The sequence below is a fragment of the Paenibacillus hexagrammi genome (assembly GCF_021513275.1).
Lineage (GTDB): Bacteria > Bacillota > Bacilli > Paenibacillales > NBRC-103111 > Paenibacillus_E > Paenibacillus_E hexagrammi.
Map to the genome: position 1 here is coordinate 5,593,998 of NZ_CP090978.1, position 18,667 is coordinate 5,612,664.

Annotated in this window: 23 protein-coding genes; 11 read left to right on the plus strand and 12 right to left on the minus strand. The window is 50.5% G+C overall.

Translation table 11 applies throughout. The features are described 5' to 3' along the window. Positions 1-90 precede the first annotated feature (90 nt). Complete coding sequence (locus L0M14_RS25510; protein ID WP_235119238.1) at positions 91-1,737, minus strand: S-layer homology domain-containing protein; 1,647 nt, start codon at positions 1,735-1,737, stop codon at positions 91-93. Between the two features lie 406 nt (positions 1,738-2,143). Here L0M14_RS25510 and L0M14_RS25515 point away from each other — a divergent pair, with 406 nt between their 5' ends. Beyond that, a complete protein-coding gene (locus L0M14_RS25515; protein WP_235119239.1) occupies positions 2,144-2,845 on the plus strand; it encodes a response regulator transcription factor in 702 nt (233 codons plus the stop codon). A 6-nt stretch (positions 2,846-2,851) separates the two neighbouring features. Here L0M14_RS25515 and L0M14_RS25520 read toward each other — a convergent pair whose 3' ends face one another. Continuing rightward, positions 2,852-3,598, minus strand: a complete 747-nt coding sequence (locus L0M14_RS25520; protein ID WP_235119240.1) for a DUF554 domain-containing protein — start codon at positions 3,596-3,598, stop codon at positions 2,852-2,854. A gap of 137 nt (positions 3,599-3,735) precedes the next feature. Here L0M14_RS25520 and L0M14_RS25525 point away from each other — a divergent pair, with 137 nt between their 5' ends. Next, a complete protein-coding gene (locus tag L0M14_RS25525; protein WP_235119241.1) occupies positions 3,736-3,987 on the plus strand; it encodes a hypothetical protein in 252 nt (83 codons plus the stop codon). 93 nt (positions 3,988-4,080) lie between these two features. Beyond that, positions 4,081-4,722, plus strand: coding sequence for a thiamine diphosphokinase (locus L0M14_RS25530; protein ID WP_235119242.1), 642 nt, complete (start codon positions 4,081-4,083; stop codon positions 4,720-4,722). Between the two features lie 62 nt (positions 4,723-4,784). Here the strand turns inward: L0M14_RS25530 and L0M14_RS25535 are convergent, their stop codons facing one another. Further along, on the minus strand, positions 4,785-5,381 hold the full coding sequence (locus L0M14_RS25535; RefSeq protein ID WP_235119243.1) for an HAD-IA family hydrolase: 597 nt from the start codon (positions 5,379-5,381) through the stop codon (positions 4,785-4,787). 227 nt (positions 5,382-5,608) lie between these two features. Between L0M14_RS25535 and L0M14_RS25540 the strand changes: the two genes are divergently transcribed. Next, positions 5,609-6,001, plus strand: a complete 393-nt coding sequence (locus tag L0M14_RS25540; RefSeq protein WP_235119244.1) for a PilZ domain-containing protein — start codon at positions 5,609-5,611, stop codon at positions 5,999-6,001. Between the two features lie 100 nt (positions 6,002-6,101). Here L0M14_RS25540 and araD read toward each other — a convergent pair whose 3' ends face one another. The 5 genes from araD to L0M14_RS25565 form a co-directional block, all read right to left on the minus strand. Further along, a complete protein-coding gene (gene araD / locus L0M14_RS25545; protein ID WP_311198784.1) occupies positions 6,102-6,791 on the minus strand; it encodes an L-ribulose-5-phosphate 4-epimerase in 690 nt (229 codons plus the stop codon). 206 nt (positions 6,792-6,997) lie between these two features. After that, the gene (locus L0M14_RS25550) at positions 6,998-7,360 is read right to left on the minus strand and encodes a response regulator (protein WP_235119245.1); all 363 of its coding nucleotides are present in this window, start codon (positions 7,358-7,360) and stop codon (positions 6,998-7,000) included. Positions 7,361-7,538: 178 nt separating this feature from the next. Next, positions 7,539-8,258 carry an SDR family oxidoreductase gene (locus L0M14_RS25555; protein ID WP_235119246.1) on the minus strand — a complete coding sequence of 240 codons (720 nt, stop codon included), beginning with the start codon at positions 8,256-8,258 and terminating at the stop codon, positions 7,539-7,541. Positions 8,259-8,283: 25 nt separating this feature from the next. Continuing rightward, positions 8,284-8,442: a hypothetical protein gene (locus tag L0M14_RS25560; RefSeq protein ID WP_235119247.1), complete on the minus strand. Its 159-nt coding sequence runs from the start codon at positions 8,440-8,442 to the stop codon at positions 8,284-8,286. Continuing rightward, complete coding sequence (locus L0M14_RS25565) at positions 8,439-8,732, minus strand: hypothetical protein (protein WP_235119248.1); 294 nt, start codon at positions 8,730-8,732, stop codon at positions 8,439-8,441. The genes L0M14_RS25560 and L0M14_RS25565 overlap by 4 nt, the downstream gene beginning before the upstream one ends. Positions 8,733-8,903: 171 nt before the next feature. Between L0M14_RS25565 and L0M14_RS25570 the strand changes: the two genes are divergently transcribed. After that, positions 8,904-10,172 (plus strand): DUF5683 domain-containing protein, encoded by a 1,269-nt coding sequence (locus tag L0M14_RS25570; RefSeq protein ID WP_235119249.1) that lies wholly within the window; start codon positions 8,904-8,906, stop codon positions 10,170-10,172. 273 nt (positions 10,173-10,445) lie between these two features. On the opposite strand, the gene L0M14_RS25575 is transcribed toward L0M14_RS25570, so the two are convergent. Continuing rightward, positions 10,446-11,312 carry an RNA polymerase sigma-70 factor gene (locus tag L0M14_RS25575; RefSeq protein WP_235119250.1) on the minus strand — a complete coding sequence of 289 codons (867 nt, stop codon included), beginning with the start codon at positions 11,310-11,312 and terminating at the stop codon, positions 10,446-10,448. A 208-nt stretch (positions 11,313-11,520) separates the two neighbouring features. Here L0M14_RS25575 and L0M14_RS25580 point away from each other — a divergent pair, with 208 nt between their 5' ends. Beyond that, the gene (locus tag L0M14_RS25580) at positions 11,521-12,087 is read left to right on the plus strand and encodes an RNA polymerase sigma factor (RefSeq protein ID WP_235119251.1); all 567 of its coding nucleotides are present in this window, start codon (positions 11,521-11,523) and stop codon (positions 12,085-12,087) included. Continuing rightward, complete coding sequence (locus tag L0M14_RS25585; protein WP_235119252.1) at positions 12,074-13,384, plus strand: hypothetical protein; 1,311 nt, start codon at positions 12,074-12,076, stop codon at positions 13,382-13,384. The genes L0M14_RS25580 and L0M14_RS25585 overlap by 14 nt, the downstream gene beginning before the upstream one ends. Positions 13,385-13,447: 63 nt before the next feature. Here L0M14_RS25585 and L0M14_RS25590 read toward each other — a convergent pair whose 3' ends face one another. The 3 genes from L0M14_RS25590 to L0M14_RS25600 form a co-directional block, all read right to left on the minus strand. After that, positions 13,448-13,978, minus strand: a complete 531-nt coding sequence (locus L0M14_RS25590; RefSeq protein ID WP_235119253.1) for a YfiT family bacillithiol transferase — start codon at positions 13,976-13,978, stop codon at positions 13,448-13,450. A 37-nt stretch (positions 13,979-14,015) separates the two neighbouring features. Next, on the minus strand, positions 14,016-15,512 hold the full coding sequence (locus L0M14_RS25595; RefSeq protein WP_235119254.1) for an HD domain-containing phosphohydrolase: 1,497 nt from the start codon (positions 15,510-15,512) through the stop codon (positions 14,016-14,018). Between the two features lie 125 nt (positions 15,513-15,637). Next, the gene (locus L0M14_RS25600) at positions 15,638-16,051 is read right to left on the minus strand and encodes a VanZ family protein (protein ID WP_235119255.1); all 414 of its coding nucleotides are present in this window, start codon (positions 16,049-16,051) and stop codon (positions 15,638-15,640) included. 256 nt (positions 16,052-16,307) lie between these two features. On the opposite strand from L0M14_RS25600, the gene L0M14_RS25605 reads away from it, so the two are divergent. The 4 genes from L0M14_RS25605 to L0M14_RS25620 all read left to right on the plus strand — a co-directional run bounded on the left by L0M14_RS25605 (position 16,308) and on the right by L0M14_RS25620 (position 18,488). Beyond that, the gene (locus L0M14_RS25605; RefSeq protein ID WP_235119256.1) at positions 16,308-16,529 is read left to right on the plus strand and encodes a hypothetical protein; all 222 of its coding nucleotides are present in this window, start codon (positions 16,308-16,310) and stop codon (positions 16,527-16,529) included. A gap of 32 nt (positions 16,530-16,561) precedes the next feature. Further along, a complete protein-coding gene (locus L0M14_RS25610; protein ID WP_235119257.1) occupies positions 16,562-17,350 on the plus strand; it encodes a hypothetical protein in 789 nt (262 codons plus the stop codon). Positions 17,351-17,565: 215 nt separating this feature from the next. Further along, a complete protein-coding gene (locus L0M14_RS25615) occupies positions 17,566-17,940 on the plus strand; it encodes a copper amine oxidase N-terminal domain-containing protein (protein WP_235119258.1) in 375 nt (124 codons plus the stop codon). Positions 17,941-18,161: 221 nt separating this feature from the next. Then, the gene (locus L0M14_RS25620; protein WP_235119259.1) at positions 18,162-18,488 is read left to right on the plus strand and encodes a hypothetical protein; all 327 of its coding nucleotides are present in this window, start codon (positions 18,162-18,164) and stop codon (positions 18,486-18,488) included. The last annotated feature ends 179 nt before the right edge of the window (positions 18,489-18,667 follow it).

Here is an 18,667-nt window from a genome sequence, read left to right on the forward strand (position 1 = left end):
CTGTTGCAAGCTTCCGGCTAGCTTCGACTCGCTCAGTTCGCTTCGGCTGGCTCGGCTCGCACCAGCCTGCTTCGGCAAAAGCCTTAGCGGCTATTTGCCGAGCAGCGGAGCTACACGGCCGAGCAGCGCAGCCATCTCGGCGCGCGTTAGCGACGCCTTGGGGCGGAACGTGCCGCTTGGGAAGCCTTCGACGACGCCCATACGGCTCATAGCCGTGATCGCGTCGTACGACCAGCTGGAAGCCGGCACGTCGGAGAAGCTGGTCTTCGCCGATGACGAAGTGGCCCCCGGCGAAGTCGTTTTCACCACGCGGGAGAGCAGCGCAGCCATCTCTTCCCGCGTGATGGGTTGATCCGGCGCGAAGCGGCTGTCGCTGATCCCCTGGATCAGCCCGCTTTGCTTCGCGATGGCGATCTCCTGCCGGGCCCAATGGGTGACCGGCACATCCTTGAACGATGCGGCGGCGGAAGCCGTAGACGCATCGCTCTTCAGGCCCAGCGCGCGGACCAGAATGACCGCCGCTTCAGCCCGGGTGAGCGCCGCGTCAGGCGCGAACGTGTCCGTAGCTGTGCCGAGCATCCAGCCACGGTTCGCCGCGGCCAGCACATCTGCCTGCGCCCAGTGGGTCTGCATATCGGTAAAGTAAAAGCCGTCCGCCCACAGAGCGTAATAATTCCATGTTGAGGCTGTCTCCTGGTTCAAGCTCCAGCTGCCAGTGCCCTTCAAATTGTACTTCTTGACCAATTCCAGCTTAGCTTTCAGGGATTGCTCATTCTCATACCAAACCGTGTAGCTGCCGGATGGCAGCTTTTTGCCGTTCACCGTCGTAGACGGGTCCGAATCGTGAATCGTGAACGTTACTTTGGGCGACTGGCTAGCTGTATCGAAGGCTACGGTACCTTTGTAAGTCTGAATCAGCTTCTCAATGGTTAAATTGGACAAGCCCGCTCCGTTTGATGCTGCGTCCTGATTCCAGTAACGTCCATAGAACGGCACACCCAGTACCAGCTTGCTGGACGGGATCTGCTTCAGTGCATACTGAATGGATTTTTCCACAAAGGGCAAGCTAGCGACAGGCCCCGGTGTAGGGTCGCCCGGGTAGCTTTCATCGTAAGCCATCAGCATCAGGTAGTCGCTCACATCAGCCAATGCCTTGTAATCGAATGCGGCCACCCATCCTTTGGTAGTCCCCGATGGATTAGCAGCTACCGCTACCGAAACCTCCGCAGAGGCAGGCAGCTGATTATGCAGCTGCCGAACCAGGTCCGTGAAAGCATCACGGTACGTTTCACTCACATTTTCAATATCCACGTCAATGCCGTCCAGATTATTAGCTTTTACAGCAGCGACAATCTGCTTCACCAGCGCGTTCCGCTGATCAATCCCTTTTTGCCCTATAGCTCGGTCAAAATCATTGCTTAAAAAAGGGACGACTTTAATGCCCCTGTTATGCATTTCGGTAATAAAGCTTTTATCGATATCAGAAATCTGAAGTGTTCCGTCCTCGTTAAGATGAAAATAACTGGGGGATACGACGTTCAGTGTCTGTCCACTCTTATCTACTTGGGATACATAAGACGACGGGCTGCCGAAGTACATGTAGGACATGTTAAACTTCCCTTGCGCTGAAGCTGCTTCCGCATATACAGACTTTTCCTTCCCTGCTCCGATCATCCCTACTGCCAACGCTAGCGTAACGATGAGGGCAGTTTTCGCACGTTTCCTCGGCTTCTCCATCGTCTGGTGTCATCTCCCTCGTTGATAGTCTCTATTGATCTATCATGCAAGAAAGGCTGCGAATGCGCAAAGTGTAAATATTGGACAGCATCTTAATTTGGGCATAACTCTCCCTCTTGATCCGACTTATCCACAGAATCATCAACAAACTATCCACAATATCCACAACCTCGTCCACATACCCACAAAATGATCGTCCTGGCTGCTTGGGAATCTAGAATCAGGTTTAACTTTCATAAAACGTTCATCTTTGTCAACTCTTTCACGTTATTCTAGTAAACATAAATGAATATTTGGTAAATAAAGGATAGAATTAGAGTGGAAATCGTTTTATAATATGAATTAGTTTGAGAATGGGAATCACTTACTATTCATTTCAAGACCCCGCCTGAGGAGGATTCCATGAATGCCCGGAAAAAAAATCTTAATCGTTGATGACGAGCCGGAGATTGTAGAATTAATCCGACTCTACTTGGTTCGCGAAGGCTACGAGGTCATTAGCGCCAATAACGGTCAGGATGTGCTTCGGATTGTCTCTGAGCATCATCCGGATCTTATTATATTAGATATATTGCTGCCCGGACTCGACGGGATAGAGGTTTGCAGGCAGCTGCGTAAGACGTACACGACACCGATTGTGTTCCTTTCCTGCAAATGCGAGGATATCGACATCATTCTCGGACTTAGCATCGGCGGTGACGATTATATAACCAAACCATTCAGTCCTAGCCAGCTGGTAGCCCGTGTCAAAGCTCATCTACGGCGCAACACCTACATCGATCAGCATAGAGAGAACCCACAGCTTGTCCGCTATCCTGGTATAGAGATCGACATGGCCAGCCATATCGTAAAAGTAAACGGACAACCTATCTCCTTATCCGCCAAAGAATTCGACCTGCTCTCCTTAATGGCCAAGACGCCAAATCGCGTTTACAAGATCGAGCAGCTCTTTGAACTGGTATGGAGTCTGGAGAGCTTTGGCGATCCGCGCACATTAATTGTACATATCAGTAACCTTCGTAAAAAAATAGAGCCTAATCCGGCCGAACCCAAATATATCATCACGGTTCGCGGAGTAGGCTATAAATTCAACGGCTCACTGGCTTAAGCCATCTTACATAGGATTCACGATTCTAGCAAAAAGGTCCACAATCCAAGGTTTCAGGGGGACAGTTAGTGCGGCAATGACCAGCGCTGGCAGCATGTTGCCTACGTTGATTTTTTTCACCTCTAAAATATTAAGTCCCACGCCTATCACAATGACTCCCCCTGTACCTGTCACGACCAGTATAATTTCATGTAGAGCCGCATCGCTCAGAGCCATGGCAATCAAGGAGGCGGCTAATGCAATTATCCCCTGATAGACCAATACAGGCCCCGCCGAAAAGATGACCCCTAGGCCCAAGGCTGACGCGAAAATAATGGACAAGAAGCCATCCAGCAGCGCCTTCGTATATAAAATATCGTGGTTATGCTTCAGGCCGCTGTCAAGCGGACCTAAGATGGCCATTGCTCCTATACAGAATACGAGCGTGGCGGTGACAAATCCCTCCGAGATGCTGCCCCTGCCTCCCGTCCCACCCTTCTTAAGCAAAAGCTGCTGCAGCTTGTCCCCAAGCCGCTGAAGTCTATGCTCAATTTTTAATATCTCCCCGATGATTCCTCCCACGACAAGACTGATAATAACCGTTAGAATTTGGTCCGTCTTCAGCGCCATTGTAATGCCCAGCACAGAGATGGCCAAACCAATTCCCTGCAGGACCGTATTGCGAATTCCTTCCGGTATGCGGGGCAGCACGCTTCCCAGCAGCCCTCCGGCCACAATAGCCAGCGCATTCACGATTGTTCCCCATAGAACCATAAACCTGTATGTTCCCCTCCGTAATGATGTCTCATGAAGCACCTACCTATTCTACACGATCCCGCTCATTCCCGCTCATAATTTCCTCCAACCTTGGAAATGGTATGTGTAGGCTACTGAGAAAGGAGGACTACTGGATGTCGAATGATAAAACCATGGATCCTATGAGTGGTGACACCGTAGAGACGGATGGTGTCTATGCGGATGAAGACGGCAAAGAAGTAACCCTGAAGCGCGGTGAAAAATTCCCGGCTGATCTGATTCTCGGCCGGACGACTTGGGAGATGAAAGGTTTCTCTATGGACGAGTCGGAAATTGATCATAATTTTAAAGAAAACACACCGATCCGCAAGCAAGTCAGCGACGGTCAATCCAAATTCGAGGGTTAGTGTCATGCAGAACCGAGTCCGATGTCCCCGGCTCGGTTTTTCTCTTTCTATGCTATAATTTGCCTATATGGACTTTAGAATAGGAGAATACATATGTCAGGCAAACGAATAGCCATCGTAACAGGCGGATCGCTAGGGGACTGGGTTCTGAAGGAATTACAACCGGACGACCTCTTGGTCGGCTCCGACAGGGGCGCTTTATTTCTAATCGAAAATGGGCTCCGGCCGCATATCTCACTCGGGGATTTCGACTCGGTCACTCTGGAGGATAAGGAAAAGATCCGCGCCTCCAGCACGCTCTTTATGGATTGCGATCCGGTGTACAAGGATTTGACCGACACGGAGATGGCCTTTGAATGGGCACTGTCGCAGCAGCCCGGCAGCATTGTCCTTCTCGGTGCGTTAGGCACCCGGTTTGATCACTCTTTAGCCAATATCCACCTGCTTCGAAAAGCCGCCGACTGCGGCACCCCGTGCCGCATTATCGATGCCTCTAACGAAATCCGGCTGATCCGAGAATCGACCGTACTGCAAAAAGGGCCGTATGCGCATGTCTCCCTACTCCCTGTCAGCCTGGAAGTAACCGGCATCACCCTTCGCGGCTTCCAATATCCGCTTGAGCAGGCTACGCTGCAAATCGGCCAATCACTTGGAATTAGCAATGTACTTCTCGAGGAGACCGGAGATATTCAAATCGAAGCTGGCTATTTGCTTGTGATTCAGAGCAAGGATTGATATCGCTTGGGGTTTCCTAGGACTCCGCACCTCAGAGCAAGCAGATGATCCACACGGCGGACTCACTCCCCAACTTCATCAGCGAGCAGGGCGTCCACACGGCGGATCCACTCCCCGGCTTCATCAGCAAGCAGCGTCATCCAGCCCAGCTTGGCCGCTTCCCGCAGGTTCTTCTCTTGGTCATCGACGAAGAGAACCGGAGCACTTGTCTGGAGCTTGGAGGCTGCAGCCGCGTAAATGTCCGGATACGGCTTGCAGCAGCCGCTCTGGCTGGAGATGGTGATGCTGCTCAACAGTTCGTGAATAGGAGCTAATATCGGGCCAATCCATTCCTGTCGGTGATTGCTGAGAATATGAAGCTCCGCCCGCTCGCTCCATCCCTCAAGATGCTCCCAGGCCGGCAGCTTAAGCAGATGCTTCTGCACCAGGCCGTCCATCTGTGCCGTGTCAACCGCTGTGCACTGCTGCGAGATCCAGCTCCAGAACTGTTCCAGGGTCAGCTCGCCTGTCCACAGCATATGCTTCAAATCCTGCTTATATCGCTCACGCAGCTCCGCATACGTTACATGGGAGCCCGCGGCCAGCTCCTCCCACATACCCGGTGTCAAATTCGTAATCAGCACACCTCCCATATCGAGTACCAATTGAAGCTTCGCCATATCGTGATTCACTCCCGCCCAAGGTTTATCTGATTTTGCTTTCACCATAGCATGAGGATATTTTCTTGCCAAGTAAAGGATTTACTTGCATTTATTTATGAAACGTATCGCTTATTCGGAATGGCATGTAGTATAATAATCCTACTAATGACTAAAGGTTGATGATCCATGTCAGTCACAAATCAAAGGGAGCATTTCCGCATCAATCTGCAAATCCCTTAGCTGCGATGCTGAAAATCATTGGTATCCGAAACGAAGCGACCGAAAGCAACTATACCAAAATTGTGATTAAAGATATCAGCACCGGTGGAATCCGGATTCACACTCCTCTGCGGTTTCCGGTGAATATGAACCTGCTGCTCGAATTTACGTTCCAGTTGTTTAGCCAGGACTTTAAAATTCTCGGCACCATTACCAGAAAGAACACGATCGGACCTTCCTTATTTGAATACGGCATCCAGTTCCATGTGGCCGATATTACGAAGGAGCATCTTCTCACCAGTTCGTTGACGCTGCTTAGCGCACGCTTAAGAAAAGCGAATTATCTGGCCAGCTGCAGCTTCTGTACCGAAGATGACCTGGCAAGTATTTATAACCAAAGCGAAGCAAACCGCGCCTAACGACAAAAAGCAGCCGCTCTCTAGACATCCTAGAGGTGGCTGCTTTTTCGCTTCGTCGATCATACCGGGTCATGACAAGCACCGGCAGCTAAAGGGCTTATTATTTTTGGCCGTAGTAAGCGTTGGCTCCGTGCTTTCTCAAGAAGTGACGGTCGAGCAGAGTCTGATCCATTGGCTGGATGGAAGGATTCAATTGATAGGTATGGTAGGCGATCTTCGCGACCTCCTCCAGCACTACCGCATTGTGAACGGCGTTGTGTGCGTCTTTTCCCCAGCTGAACGGCGCGTGGCAGTTAACCAAGACGCCTGGCACCATCATCGGGTCTTTGCCTTCAAACGTCTCAATAATCACATTGCCGGTCTCCAGCTCGTAAGCTCCTTGAATCTCCGCCTCCGTCATGAGACGCGTGCAGGGAACCTCGCCGTAAAAATAATCCGCGTGCGTCGTGCCCAGTGCAGAGATACCGCGACCCGCCTGCGCCCAGCTGGTTGCCCATGGCGAATGCGTATGCACGATACCGCCGATGGACGGGAACGCCCGGTACAGCGCCAGATGGGTCGGCGTGTCGGATGAAGGCTTCATGGAGCCTTCGACCTTATTGCCTTCCAGGTCCACCACGACCAGGTCCTCTGCCTTCAGCTCCTCATACGGCACGCCGCTTGGCTTAATGACTACTAGACCTTGCTCACGATCGATTCCGCTGACGTTCCCCCAAGTAAACGTAACTAACCCATACTTCGGCAAATCAAGGTTAGCCTCTAGTACAGCTTGCTTCAAACTCTCCAGCAATCTCCTCAACACCCTTCGCAAGTAGTAAACCGCTTACCTCCATTATATACTTGTACGTACATGTTTGTCATTTGTGTTTTTATCCGCTCCTTTTTTGCACCAACTTGTATGTACCTTACAAAAAAAAGAACCCTTCCGTATTCGGAAGAGTGTCAGGCTGTTGATAAAGCGGAAGTGGAGAGCTCCATAGTTTTCGGAGAACACTCCTATTTGCTTAGCACCTTGAGGATAGATTCGCTCACCCGTACCCGGTCAAAGGGCTTCACGATAAAATCCTTAGCTCCCGCTTGAATGGCATCCAAAACCATTTTTTGTTGACCCATGGCTGAGCACATGATGATTTTGGCCTTATCATTGATTTGCATGATGGAACGTACCGCAGCGACTCCGTCCATATCCGGCATCGTGATGTCCATCGTCACCAGATCAGGGTGATACTGTTGGAAGTTCTTTACCGCTTCCTGTCCGTTCCCAGCTTCCGCCACAACCTCAAAGCCCATCTCGGTAATGATACCTTTCAGCATGGCTCTCATAAAAGCCGCATCGTCTACAATCATCACTTTCGCCATCGTACCGCACCGTACCTTCCTATATCCGTGAATTCCTTTATTCTTACTGCCTATCCTACACGAACTTTGTTAGATTAGTTTAAGGTTCCGTGATTGGGATTAACCTCCAGTTCAAAAAAGCCCCCAAAGCTTAGCATAACTGCTGCCTAAAGGAGCTTCATTCTTATATTTAGTTACGTTACCACTGCATGGCATTGCCCTCATAGTCGACAAATCGGGCCTGCTCCGGCACATCCGAAGCATACATGGCGATCGTACGTAAAATCGAAACTGCCGATTGCTGCGGCGTTAAGGTCGCTTGCTCGTCCTTTGTACCCTGCATATAGGTCTGTACCCAACCTGGGTGGATCGCGATCACTTGTCCTCCGTCTTGTTTCAACTGGTTATGGATGATCGCTGTTTGCATGTTAAGAGCAGCCTTGGACATACAGTAAGCAAACCAGCCTGTCCGCCAGCAAGTACCGACACTTCCGGCCTCGGAAGAAATGTTGACGATGAGCGGGAGGTTGCTTCTTTGAATCAGGTGAATCAATGCGTTAGATACTCTAAGCGCGCCGAGCGCATTCACATTGAACACCTGCTGCATATTCCCAAAATCAAGCTCATCCGTAACAGCGGCTTGAATATCGCCCAGGATGGCTGCATTGTTAATCAGCAAATCCAACCGCTCTGTTAGGCTGGCAATGTGCGCGGCACCAGCCTTCACACTGCCGTCATCCGCAACATTCATAGGGACCCGATGCAGATGCCCGGGATACTCCGCTGCAAGCAGCGGCAGTTCTTTGCCGTCTTCTATGATATAGCCTGCATACACCGTGTAGCCCTGCCGCAGCAGCTCGCGGGTGAGCTCCAGGCCCACGCCTCGGTCCGCTCCGGTCACACATGCTGTTCGGGTCATCAGCAGCTCTCCTCTTCAGGTCAGACTACCCCGTTTTCTTACCGGGGCCTACCAGCCTGACAGAATTATAATAACGGAGCCAATCCGTGAAATGCTGCATTTTCAACAAATAATCCGCGGCAGCCCCATTCAAATACTCATATTTCTCCATCTTCAGTGCTTGATGTAAATCCCAGCTCTTCATATATAGAGTCTTCTCAAAGGCTTCTTCCGTCTGCGGCTTATGCAGATCCGTCCCCCGGAAATCTCCACCTCTTCGATGACGGCCCCCAGGTAATAAGGATGTACGTTCACCTGATGCCCCAAATCGATATAGGCCAGCCCCGTGTACTCATAAGGCAGCCAAATTAGGCTGGTCTTCATATCGGGCAGCTTCACGGTGTACGCCAGTCCCATATTTAAAGCTACCGGTTGGGGATAGTTATTAATTTTACCTGAGCGGATGTGCTCCCATATGTGTTCAACGAAGTTCATGGTGTTCTTCCTTCCATCAGGACGCTATATTTTCAAGCAGCGTACATACTTTCATATTGAGGATTGTGCCTGTTGTTGTCAAGATAAAACCTGCCCACCTAACACGAATGAAAATATCCATTTCCTTACATAATAGTAAATATAGATAATTGGCGAGGAGCATACTTGACCGTGACCGGAAATACGAGACCTAGACGGCAGCTGGCATCCGTCAGAAGATATGACATCATCTACCTGAATAAACAAAATCCTGTTACTGTTGCCTGGTGGTCTGCATCGTTTCCGGGTTTTGGGCACCTTCTTCTTTTTAAAAATACAACAGGGGTTATCCTGACTTTATCCGAAGTCATCATTAATACCTTAGCTCATATCAATGAGGCCATGGTGTATACATTCTGCGGCAAGTTCGAGATGGCTACTCAGGCCATTCGGCCCCTATGGATGTACGGATATTTAATCATTTATTTTTTTGCTATTTGGGATAGCTACAGATGCTGTGTAGAAGCCAACAAGCTCTATGATCTAGCCGAGAGGGAGCAGGTCAAGCTTTCCCCTCTGTTGATGAAATCAACCGGCATTCAAAATTTGGAGAAGAAGCGCCCTTTGACCGCCGCTTTATGCTCGCTCGCTTTTCCGGGTCTCGGTCAAATCTACAATCAGCACATCTGGCTTGGCATTTACGGGTTAATCTGGTGGTGGATCTACATTAGCTTCTCCCACAGCTATGAAGGCTTCCTTGCCATGCTGAATGGGCATAATGATGAGGTATCCGCCATCCTGCAGCCCCAGTGGCTGATGTTCATGCCTTCCGTTATTGGAGGTGCTATTTATCATTCATTTTATAGCGCGCGCGCGCAAAATCGCTTGTTTCGTTTGGAGCAGCGTTCATTCCTAAGTAAGAATTATTACTCTGTCGCATATAGCGTACAGCAAACAGTTCAAGGAGGGGACTCTTCGTTGTGGATTGTAGGCACTTTTGAACATTCAACCGAATTAGAGCAGGCCCTCTCCCTATTGGAGCATAAAGGAATTGAACGCTCTCGCATTGTTCCTATCCTGATGAACAGCAGCAAAGAGAACGGATCTGTAACCAGCGGGCCCCCATCGGACAGGACCATGAAAGCCGTGGAGCTTGGCATGGCGCTTGCCACCGCTTGCGGAGTTATCGGCATCAGCAGAGGCTTCATTCTGGAATGGGGGCCGATCATATGGGGAATCATCAGCGCCGTATGCGGCTTCCTCGTCGGCTTCAGCCTCTTCCTCCTGTTTACACCGCGTTCCGGCCATTCATTAGGAAAACTGCCGAAGCGGATGCCGGAGGTTACGCTTATGATTCAGTGCCGTCAAGAAGAGGCAAGCTCCATTCAAGATATCCTGTGGCTCCACAAAGCGATTAGCGTCGGAGTGACCCCTACCTCTCAGATCCAGCATTCTAGCTAAAGCTGCAGCCCCGGTACCGGGGCCCCCTCCCGCCAAAGCCTTGAGCTGCAGGAGCATGCGCGGGGCTTTTGTACCTGCTAGAGCGTCTGGTTCATGGGAAGTCTTGTGCCTGCCTGCACACTTGCCTTTATCAGCCTTACTCCAAATGGTTCTGGGTCCTGCGCAAACTTTCCTCCCCATTTAGATTTACAAATATCCCCAAGTCAGCCGCCAAATCCAGCCTTCAGCGACTTAAACCTTCCGTTTTCTTCGAAGTGTATAACGGAGCTTCAATTATCGCCCGCCAGTCGGCAGCTTATCGGGATTCCTGACAAAAAATAGCTGTCGGATGCAGCCCTGCCTATCAGCCTCCCATTGAATGGCGGTTATGACCGCGCCGCGCTCCCGTACCAAGATCGCATGCTGGCCGTTCATATTCACAATACGGTATGTTCGATCGGGAGAAGCCTTCGCGCCAATTCCAATCAGGAATTTCACGACACGCTCGCGCCCCTGAATCGGATTAATCGCCGCAATCACTTTGCCCCCTCCGTCGGAGTACAACACGACATCCTCTGTCAACGACCTGATTAGCAGTTCCATATTCCCGGTGCTTGATGCATGCATAAACCGCTCCGCCAACTCACTGTTTGTGCTATCCCCTGCCCACACGTGAGGTGCCGCATCCAGCTGCTGTTTCTTCTTCAACCGGCTGATAATCTGACGACAGCTCGCTTCCGACTTTCCTACTAGATCAGCAAGATCTGTGTAGTCGTAATCAAATGCTTCCCGTAAAATAAAAAGGGCGCGCTCCACAGGTGTGAGCTTTTCCAAGTAGACGAGAAACGCATAAGACAGCGTCTCGTTTCGTTCGACGGTTAACAATGGGTCGTCCTCGCTCAGGATGAGCGGTTCAGGCAGCCAATTCCCTACATAGAGCTCTCTTCGCTTTCGGGCGGATTTCAAATAGTCGATACAGCGATTCGTTACCATTTTGCATAAATACGCTTTGATATTGCTGACATGGCCTGCATCCAGCTCCTGTGCGCCAAGGAATGTATCCTGCACCATATCCTCCGCATCCGCAGCAGAGCCGGTCATCCGATATGCGATGGCGAATAGCAAGGGCTTATATTTATCGTAGAGGTTTTCTATATTCATAAAGGCAGTTCTCCTTTACATCAGGCAATCTGAGCGCTTCCTTCCAGGAAGGCGCTGCTTCTTCACACATACAGTTTACGGCATATAGACGACAAATAGCGCACTTCATGAGACGAACAAGAAAGACAATATGTGACAGCCTTTTTTTCTTATTTTGCAAACTTTTTAGAGAGATGCGACGTCTAATTACATTAGGAGAGGTGAGAGAATGGAAACGACCGGTGTCCATGTATTTGAATATTTAAAGTATGTATCTGAAACAACCGATCAGAAGGCGATCCTTCGCAATATAATGGAGGCTTATGGCAACGATGTGTGGAATTATGCGTTCAGCATTTGCCGGAACACGGACCTGGCTGACGACATTACGCAGGATGCCTTTCTTAAAGTATACCGCAATCTGACCACGTTCCGCGGAGAAGCATCCGTCAAAACGTGGCTGTTAACCATAACCCGCAACACCGCTTACGATTATTTGCGCAAAGCATTCTGGCGTAAAGTGACCTTAGTCGGCTTTATCCACTCTGCCGGCACCCATCATTCCGCTGAAACGGAAGCGATGGAGAAGCTTTATGCAAGCGATATATGGAAAAAAGTAATCTCCCTCCCTCCGAAATACAGGGAGATCTTGATTTTGCACGCCCATTACCAGCTTTCGATGAAAGAAATCGCAGCTGTACTGAACATCTCTGAAGGCACCGTCAAATCGAGGCTGCATCATGCCAGATTGAAGGTGATCCAGTTGAAGGAGCGTGAAGCCCGTGAACACTCCTGATTCGGATGATGTACATAAGGAGCTGCAGTCCGGTCCGCTGAAGGTATCGGGATTTACCCCCGAGCTTGAGCGGAACATCGAAGCAGCCATTGACCGCAAAGAGCGGGCAAAGCCCCGCACCAAGCTGTTCCTGTTCATCGGCGGGCTAGGCGCGATTTCGGCGGCGGTTCTATTGTTCCCGTGGGGAATACTGAACACCAAGAGCGATGCCGCAGCCGCCACGCAGCTCGCTGCAAGTGAAGGCCCGCAGATCGTGACGCCCGCTCCCGTATCGATTAACTCCGCTTTACTGATAGGACTCCGCACAGAACAAAAGAGTACCGACAGCGTGAACCACGCAGGTCCGCTAACTTACAGTACCTACAGAACCATGCTGATCGCTCCCGTGCGGGGGAAGCTGCGGAAAACCTCTGAGGGAAGCGGCATATTGATGCCTTACAAAATGAACTTCTGGAAGATCGATTCGCTGGTACAGAAAACTGCCTCGGATGAAATTCATTATTTGTCTGCCCATCTGGCCGATCAACCCGTCAAACCGGAAACGTTCACGGATGATCCGGAGGAAAAGCTGAATCGGATTGAAACGCTGCTGTTTGCAGGCAACCAGTATCTATCTATCGCCGAGTCGGAGCAAGGCACCCACGGCAAACAGCCGTACCAAGCCAGCCGCATCTGGGTACGGACGCTGCCTCAACTGAAGGAAGGCCACACGCTGGAGTTTTACAAAAAACCGACGGACCCGAACCATGTAGCGGTCACAGATGTCTATGACCCCAGCATTAGCGGTGTGCTGAACAATCTATCCGACCAGCATATTTCCAAGGACCAGCCCATGGAGATCAACGGACAGAGCTGGACTGTTGAACGAGCCCCCGGACGATGGGTCGGGAAGATCGCCCAGACACCTTTGGCCGACTCCACACTGCCCGATCAATACATCCTGCATGACTGGCCTCGCGATCTGCCGGATAAAGTGGTGAATCATGATGAACTGGCTTCAACCTGGATGGATATTAAAACCTCCTGGCCCAAAGCTACGGACGCCCTGACTTCCCCGCTGAACGACATGATTGTGATCTTCGAGGAAGGGAAGCTGAAGTTTTACCCCTACGGGCAAGCGCCCAACAACGACCCTCAGCTGACCATAGACTTGAAGCCGAATGAGAAGCTCGTAATGGCCCAGTGGGCTACCGATCATTACGTTCAGGAATGGATCGACAAGACAGCAGCTTATCTAGCCTATGCAAGCCCAGCAGAAACAGGCGGCTCCTATAACGAAGCCGGCCTGCCGAATTAAGAACAATGAGCCCGCCATTCACACCGAAGGCGGGCTGTCTGTCTTTATGTATGGCTGAGACGGTTACTGCCAGCCCATCCGGCTGCGCAGACTTGTCACATGGGCGATATGATGGTCGCCATGCCAGGCATATATCCCGATATTCCGATCCAAGGGGATCGTGCTGCCGGATTCAGGATGAATAAATGTCCGTGAGAGCTGCTCCCGGTGAAGAGATCGAAGCAATATGACCCAGCGTTCATGCAAAGCGTCCAGCAGCGCAAGCGAAAGCTCTAGCGGAGCATTCCGGCTGTCGCTGAGCTCCGCCCATCGATCCTCGTAATATGGTTTAATGACAGGCTGCTCTTCCGTTAAGGCCAGCTTAAAGCGCGTGTAGCTGTTGATATGACTGTCGGCGACATGATGAACCACCTGCCGAAGCGTCCAACCGCCCTCGCGATAGGGCGTGTCCAGCTGCTTGTCGGACAAGCCTGCTACAGCTGCTCTTAATCTGACGGGAGCGGACTCGATGCGATAGATCCACACTTGCAACTGCTGCTCCGTTATCTCTCCGTCGTGTTCAAATTCGCCGATTGGGTAACGTTGTTCATCCATGCCGCTTCCTCCCGGAATCATTTTTCAAATGAATCTTTCATTTGTTTGCGTTAGGTGCTTGCAAATCAATAAACAACTGAGCAAAGCGCGGGTCCCATTGCGTCCCTTTGCCTTCCTCCAGAATGGCGAGCGCCTTCGCGACCGGCATTCCCTTCCGGTATGGTCTGTCTGACGTCATCGCGTCGTAGGCGTCCGCCACAGCAATAATCCGGCCCAGCAGCGGTATGCCCTCTCCGCTTAGGCCATCCGGGTAGCCTTTCCCGTCAAAACGCTCATGATGAGAGCGTACCCCCGGGAGCAAAGGAGCCATGGCCTCAGCCGGCTCAATCTGCTTCAGGATGCTCTCACCGAGCACCGGATGGAGCTTGATTTGTTCAAACTCCTCGTCTGTCAGCTTGCTTTCCTTCAGCAGGACGGCATCTCTTACACCGATTTTACCGATATCGTGCAGCAGTGCGGTCTTGTTCAGCAAGTCCAGCTGGTGTTCATTAAAGCCTACCGCCGTGCCGATCATCAACGAGTATTCGGCGACGCGCTGCGAATGACCGGCCGTGTAGGCATCCCGCGCATCCAAGGCTGCCGCTAAGGTTGCATAGTAGCTTTGCAGAAGCTGACTATTCATTTTCTCCCGCTGCGAAAGTCCCTTCACCATATGATTAAATCCGGCAACGAGACGGGAGAATTCATCCGAGTATAAATCAGTTGCCCGGACCTGCAAATCGCCGTCCTGCACTTCTTTCATTGCTCCGTACAGATCGCGGATCGGCTGCTGCACATCACGGGATAACAGCCAGGCACCTAACGACGAAAAGGCGATGCCCATGACCAGGATAATCAAGGTCCATTTCCAGAATTCCATCGACAGCTCCGATGAGCTGATAATCAAACGAAGCTGCGTTGCCCAACTGAATAAGAACAAGGGAAACGTACCGATCATGAAGGCGCTTAGCTGGAATTTACGCTGAATGGAAACGATAACCCTCCCATCAAGCGATACGTCCTCTCCGTAGCAGCGCTGCCCCAGCTCCCTAGCGTACAACAGAATGGGGCGTATCGCCTGCACGGTAAGAAAGAACTCGATCAAGGCATGCATGCTGGCGATCAGCACCGCCCCGATTCCGGCAAAGATGATGAAATACATAGGCATGGTAAGCCAGCCCAAATGAATGGCGGTTCCTGCCATAATCACGGCGGGTATGGACAAGCCGAGAAAGTGCGGACCAAGAATTCGTTTTACGGATAAGGACGGAAAGCGGTGGATCTGCAGGTACGCCTCTCGAATGACGGCGAGATCCGGCTTTTCTATGTCAAACATTTTACGAATAGGAGCGATATGCCGTTTAAATAGGAGCCCCTCTGCAACCATCATAATAATTAATGAAAGAAACATAATGATGAAAATCCGCTGAAACTCTGTCGCGGTGAGATTGAGTGTCGAAGTAATGATGACACCTCCCACACCGATAACGGCAATCGAGGATCCAAGGATATAATTGCGCACTAGATGTTTTAGAAAGCTTCGATAGACTGGCATCCTTTATTTGATCCCCATTTCTCTTATTCCTTGGCAGCTTAAAAGATGACTCCCATTTTTCTTCATTGTATATGAATTCGGCAAATTTCGCTCCATTTCTTAGCCAATCTTGATTGAAATAATTGTTAACGGGTAAACCAACGCTTCACGGCATCCCCTATGTAGGCACCTAACATATTCAGTATGAGATCGTCTACGTCAAAGCTTCCCCGCTTTGTTACTAGCTGCAGCAGCTCGAGCAGCAGAAGTCCTGCCATGATGCAGATCAGCACCCTCGCACGCTTCCACCTCGTCAAATAGGCGATTCCCCATCCGAATGGGGCAAACACACCAATATTGCCCACCATATTCATCACCCATGTTTGCAGCGAATAGTGCTTAAAATGGACGATATAGCTTCCTATCGTTTCAAAGGGAATTAGATTATAGTGATAGGTTTGGAAGGCTGCCTGGCTTCGTCCAAAGCCGAAAAACATCCAATAGAGCAAGCAGCAGGTGTAGGCTAGGAGCCCCAATTGAACCATTCTGCGCAGCAGCATCACTTGTTCCTCCTCCCATCCGCACGGTTGTAAAAGGACGCCTCCACTTCTATATCGATTGCTTGATGGATAAGATGTATCGTCACTTCATTATAGCCTCCTTATGTAACTCTATCATACGGATCACTGCTGTCTGGCTGTCTGCTTTCCGAGTTTATCGAGAAAAATCGCATCCTTCTGCCTATTCTCGCGTATAATCTATCAGACACCGAGCACTACCTAAGATTCTATTATATACAAGGGAGAAGATTACAGCATGCACAAAAACCGCCTGAAGTGGCTGATTTCCGCCACACTCGTCCTATTGCTCATTGCTTTAACAGGTTGTCAGGCCGTACAAGGCCTGGATTTCGGCAAAGCACTCCAAAACAATGCCGACATTCAATCGTCGGAATCCAAAGGAACGCTGGGGCTGGAGCTAAACATTAGCGACCCCGACCTGGCTTCCCCCAAGACCGAGCTATCAATGAAGCTCTGAAAAACTCAAAGCTCACTATTACTAGCGCTAAAATGCAGGATAAAGAGCATGCTTCTATCGATGCAGCGCTGACCGTTGCGAGAGGGACCATTCCTTTCAAAATTGCCGTAGACGGCTCCATAATGACTATTCAAATTGAGGGCGGCAAGAAGCCAATCGTCTTTGATCAAATGGCCATGACAGCGAATGGACAGCCTACGACCTTATCTAAAGAAGTGCAAGAGCAAGTAAGAAAGAGTGCAGAGAAGCTGCAGCCCGTGCTGTTGAAATTCTTTTTCTCCAATGCTCCGAATCCGAAAAAAGTATCCGTATCCTCTGTATCCGAGAAGGTGAACAACGAGACGCTGAATTTGCAAAAGGCTCATATAGAGCTAAGCGGCAGCGAGTTGACGGAACTGCTGAAATTGTTCCTGACCAGCGTACTGGCCGACGAAGAAGGCTTGAAAGAGCTATTGGGCCAAGTCTATGACGTAGCTGTACCTATCATCAAAGAGCAGATGAAAGCTTCTCAGGAACAAATGAAGAAGGATTACCCTGACCTGGAAACGGATAGCCCCACAGGCGCGATGCCAAATCTTGTAACAGCTTATTTAGACAATAAAACACTAGCCGTTGAGTTTGCCTACACGACCATCCATGAGTATTTGAAAAAAGCCGTGGAGGACTTCGACAAAACGATAGCAGACAGTCTTGCTTCCTCCAATGACGGTGCACAGGCAGATGCTATGTTTAGCGACCAACTGACCTTCAAGGCCGATTATCTCATTGACCAAGATCAGTTCGTGCGCAAGCAGCAATTCGAGCTGACGATCCTATTGTAGATTCCGATGATGGCGTATCGTCCGTCAAACTGACAGGCGCCTTTGAATATTGGAATATCAATAAACCGGTTACTGCCGATACCATCGATACGTCCAAAGGCGCTCTGACAGTTGACTCGGAGAATTCCAGCAGCTTCGCGCTGCTCCATAATTTTGAGTCCAGCTCTTCGTTCTATAAGTTTTTGAAGGAAGATCTACGTGTTACCCACAAAGAGATGAACTTTATTGTGGAGGATGAGCAGGCTGCCGAAGAGGACCTGTACAGCTTCTCTCAAACACAGCCTTATATCAACACCGATGAGGTTACCATGGTTCCGGTTCGATTCCTCTCAGAAGAGTTTGGCGCAGACGTGAAATGGAACGAGGGGCTCCAGCAGGTGACGATTACGGACGGATTATCCGGCAAGGTCATCGTCATGACGCTAGATCAACATACAGCCACGGTAGACGGCAGAAGCATCGAACTGCAGAGCGCGCCTACCCTAAAACACGGCTCCACTTACGTGCCGATTCGCTTCATCGCTGAACAGCTTGGAGCGACGATCACCTTCGATGACGAGACTCATGTGGTGACCATTACCAGAGAGTAGTCCAGCAACAGCCACTCGGAGAACAGCTACTGAAGCTCGTAACGTACTATCTCCAGCTTTAACACACTCTGACCAAAGCGACAAATCCGCTTTGGTCTTTTCTTTTGCAATTTTATTCCATGGGGATGGGCTCATGTCTATACCGCAACCGCCCGGATGAATAGGCTGATAACGAAAGCAATCAAACAGTCCTCTGTTCGAGTGATAAAGGAGCGAATCACATGTATACAAACCCATCCCATCATCACGGTTCCCACGTTATCTATCAAGCCGATCCGTCATGGATGCCTGCATTAAAGCAAAAGCGTGAGGCATTGCTGAGCGCCTTAAAACCCCACGTTGGCCGCACCATCCGCGTTCAGACATTAGACGGCCACACTTACGAGGGCGTATTGGTCAATGTAGACGGGCACCATGCCTATATTCAAGTGAATACGCATGGACACCACCCGCACCAAGGAACGCATCGCGGATTTTACGGTCCGTCTTCTCAACAGATCTTGACGCTGGTTCTTTACGAGCTGCTGGTCATCCTGCTGCTTGCTTAGACCTTAGGCCGTTACTCCCCGTCTCCCCTGCGGCAGCTTCCTACTTGCCAGTGCACCCCCAGCACTTTGACATTGTAGAACGGGACGTTGAATGGTCTACCTTACTATCTTGGCGAAGCAGGTTGCCGCCTCAGCCCTTCTAGGTTATAGCATGCAGCCGGTTCCTACGTATGCGAGGG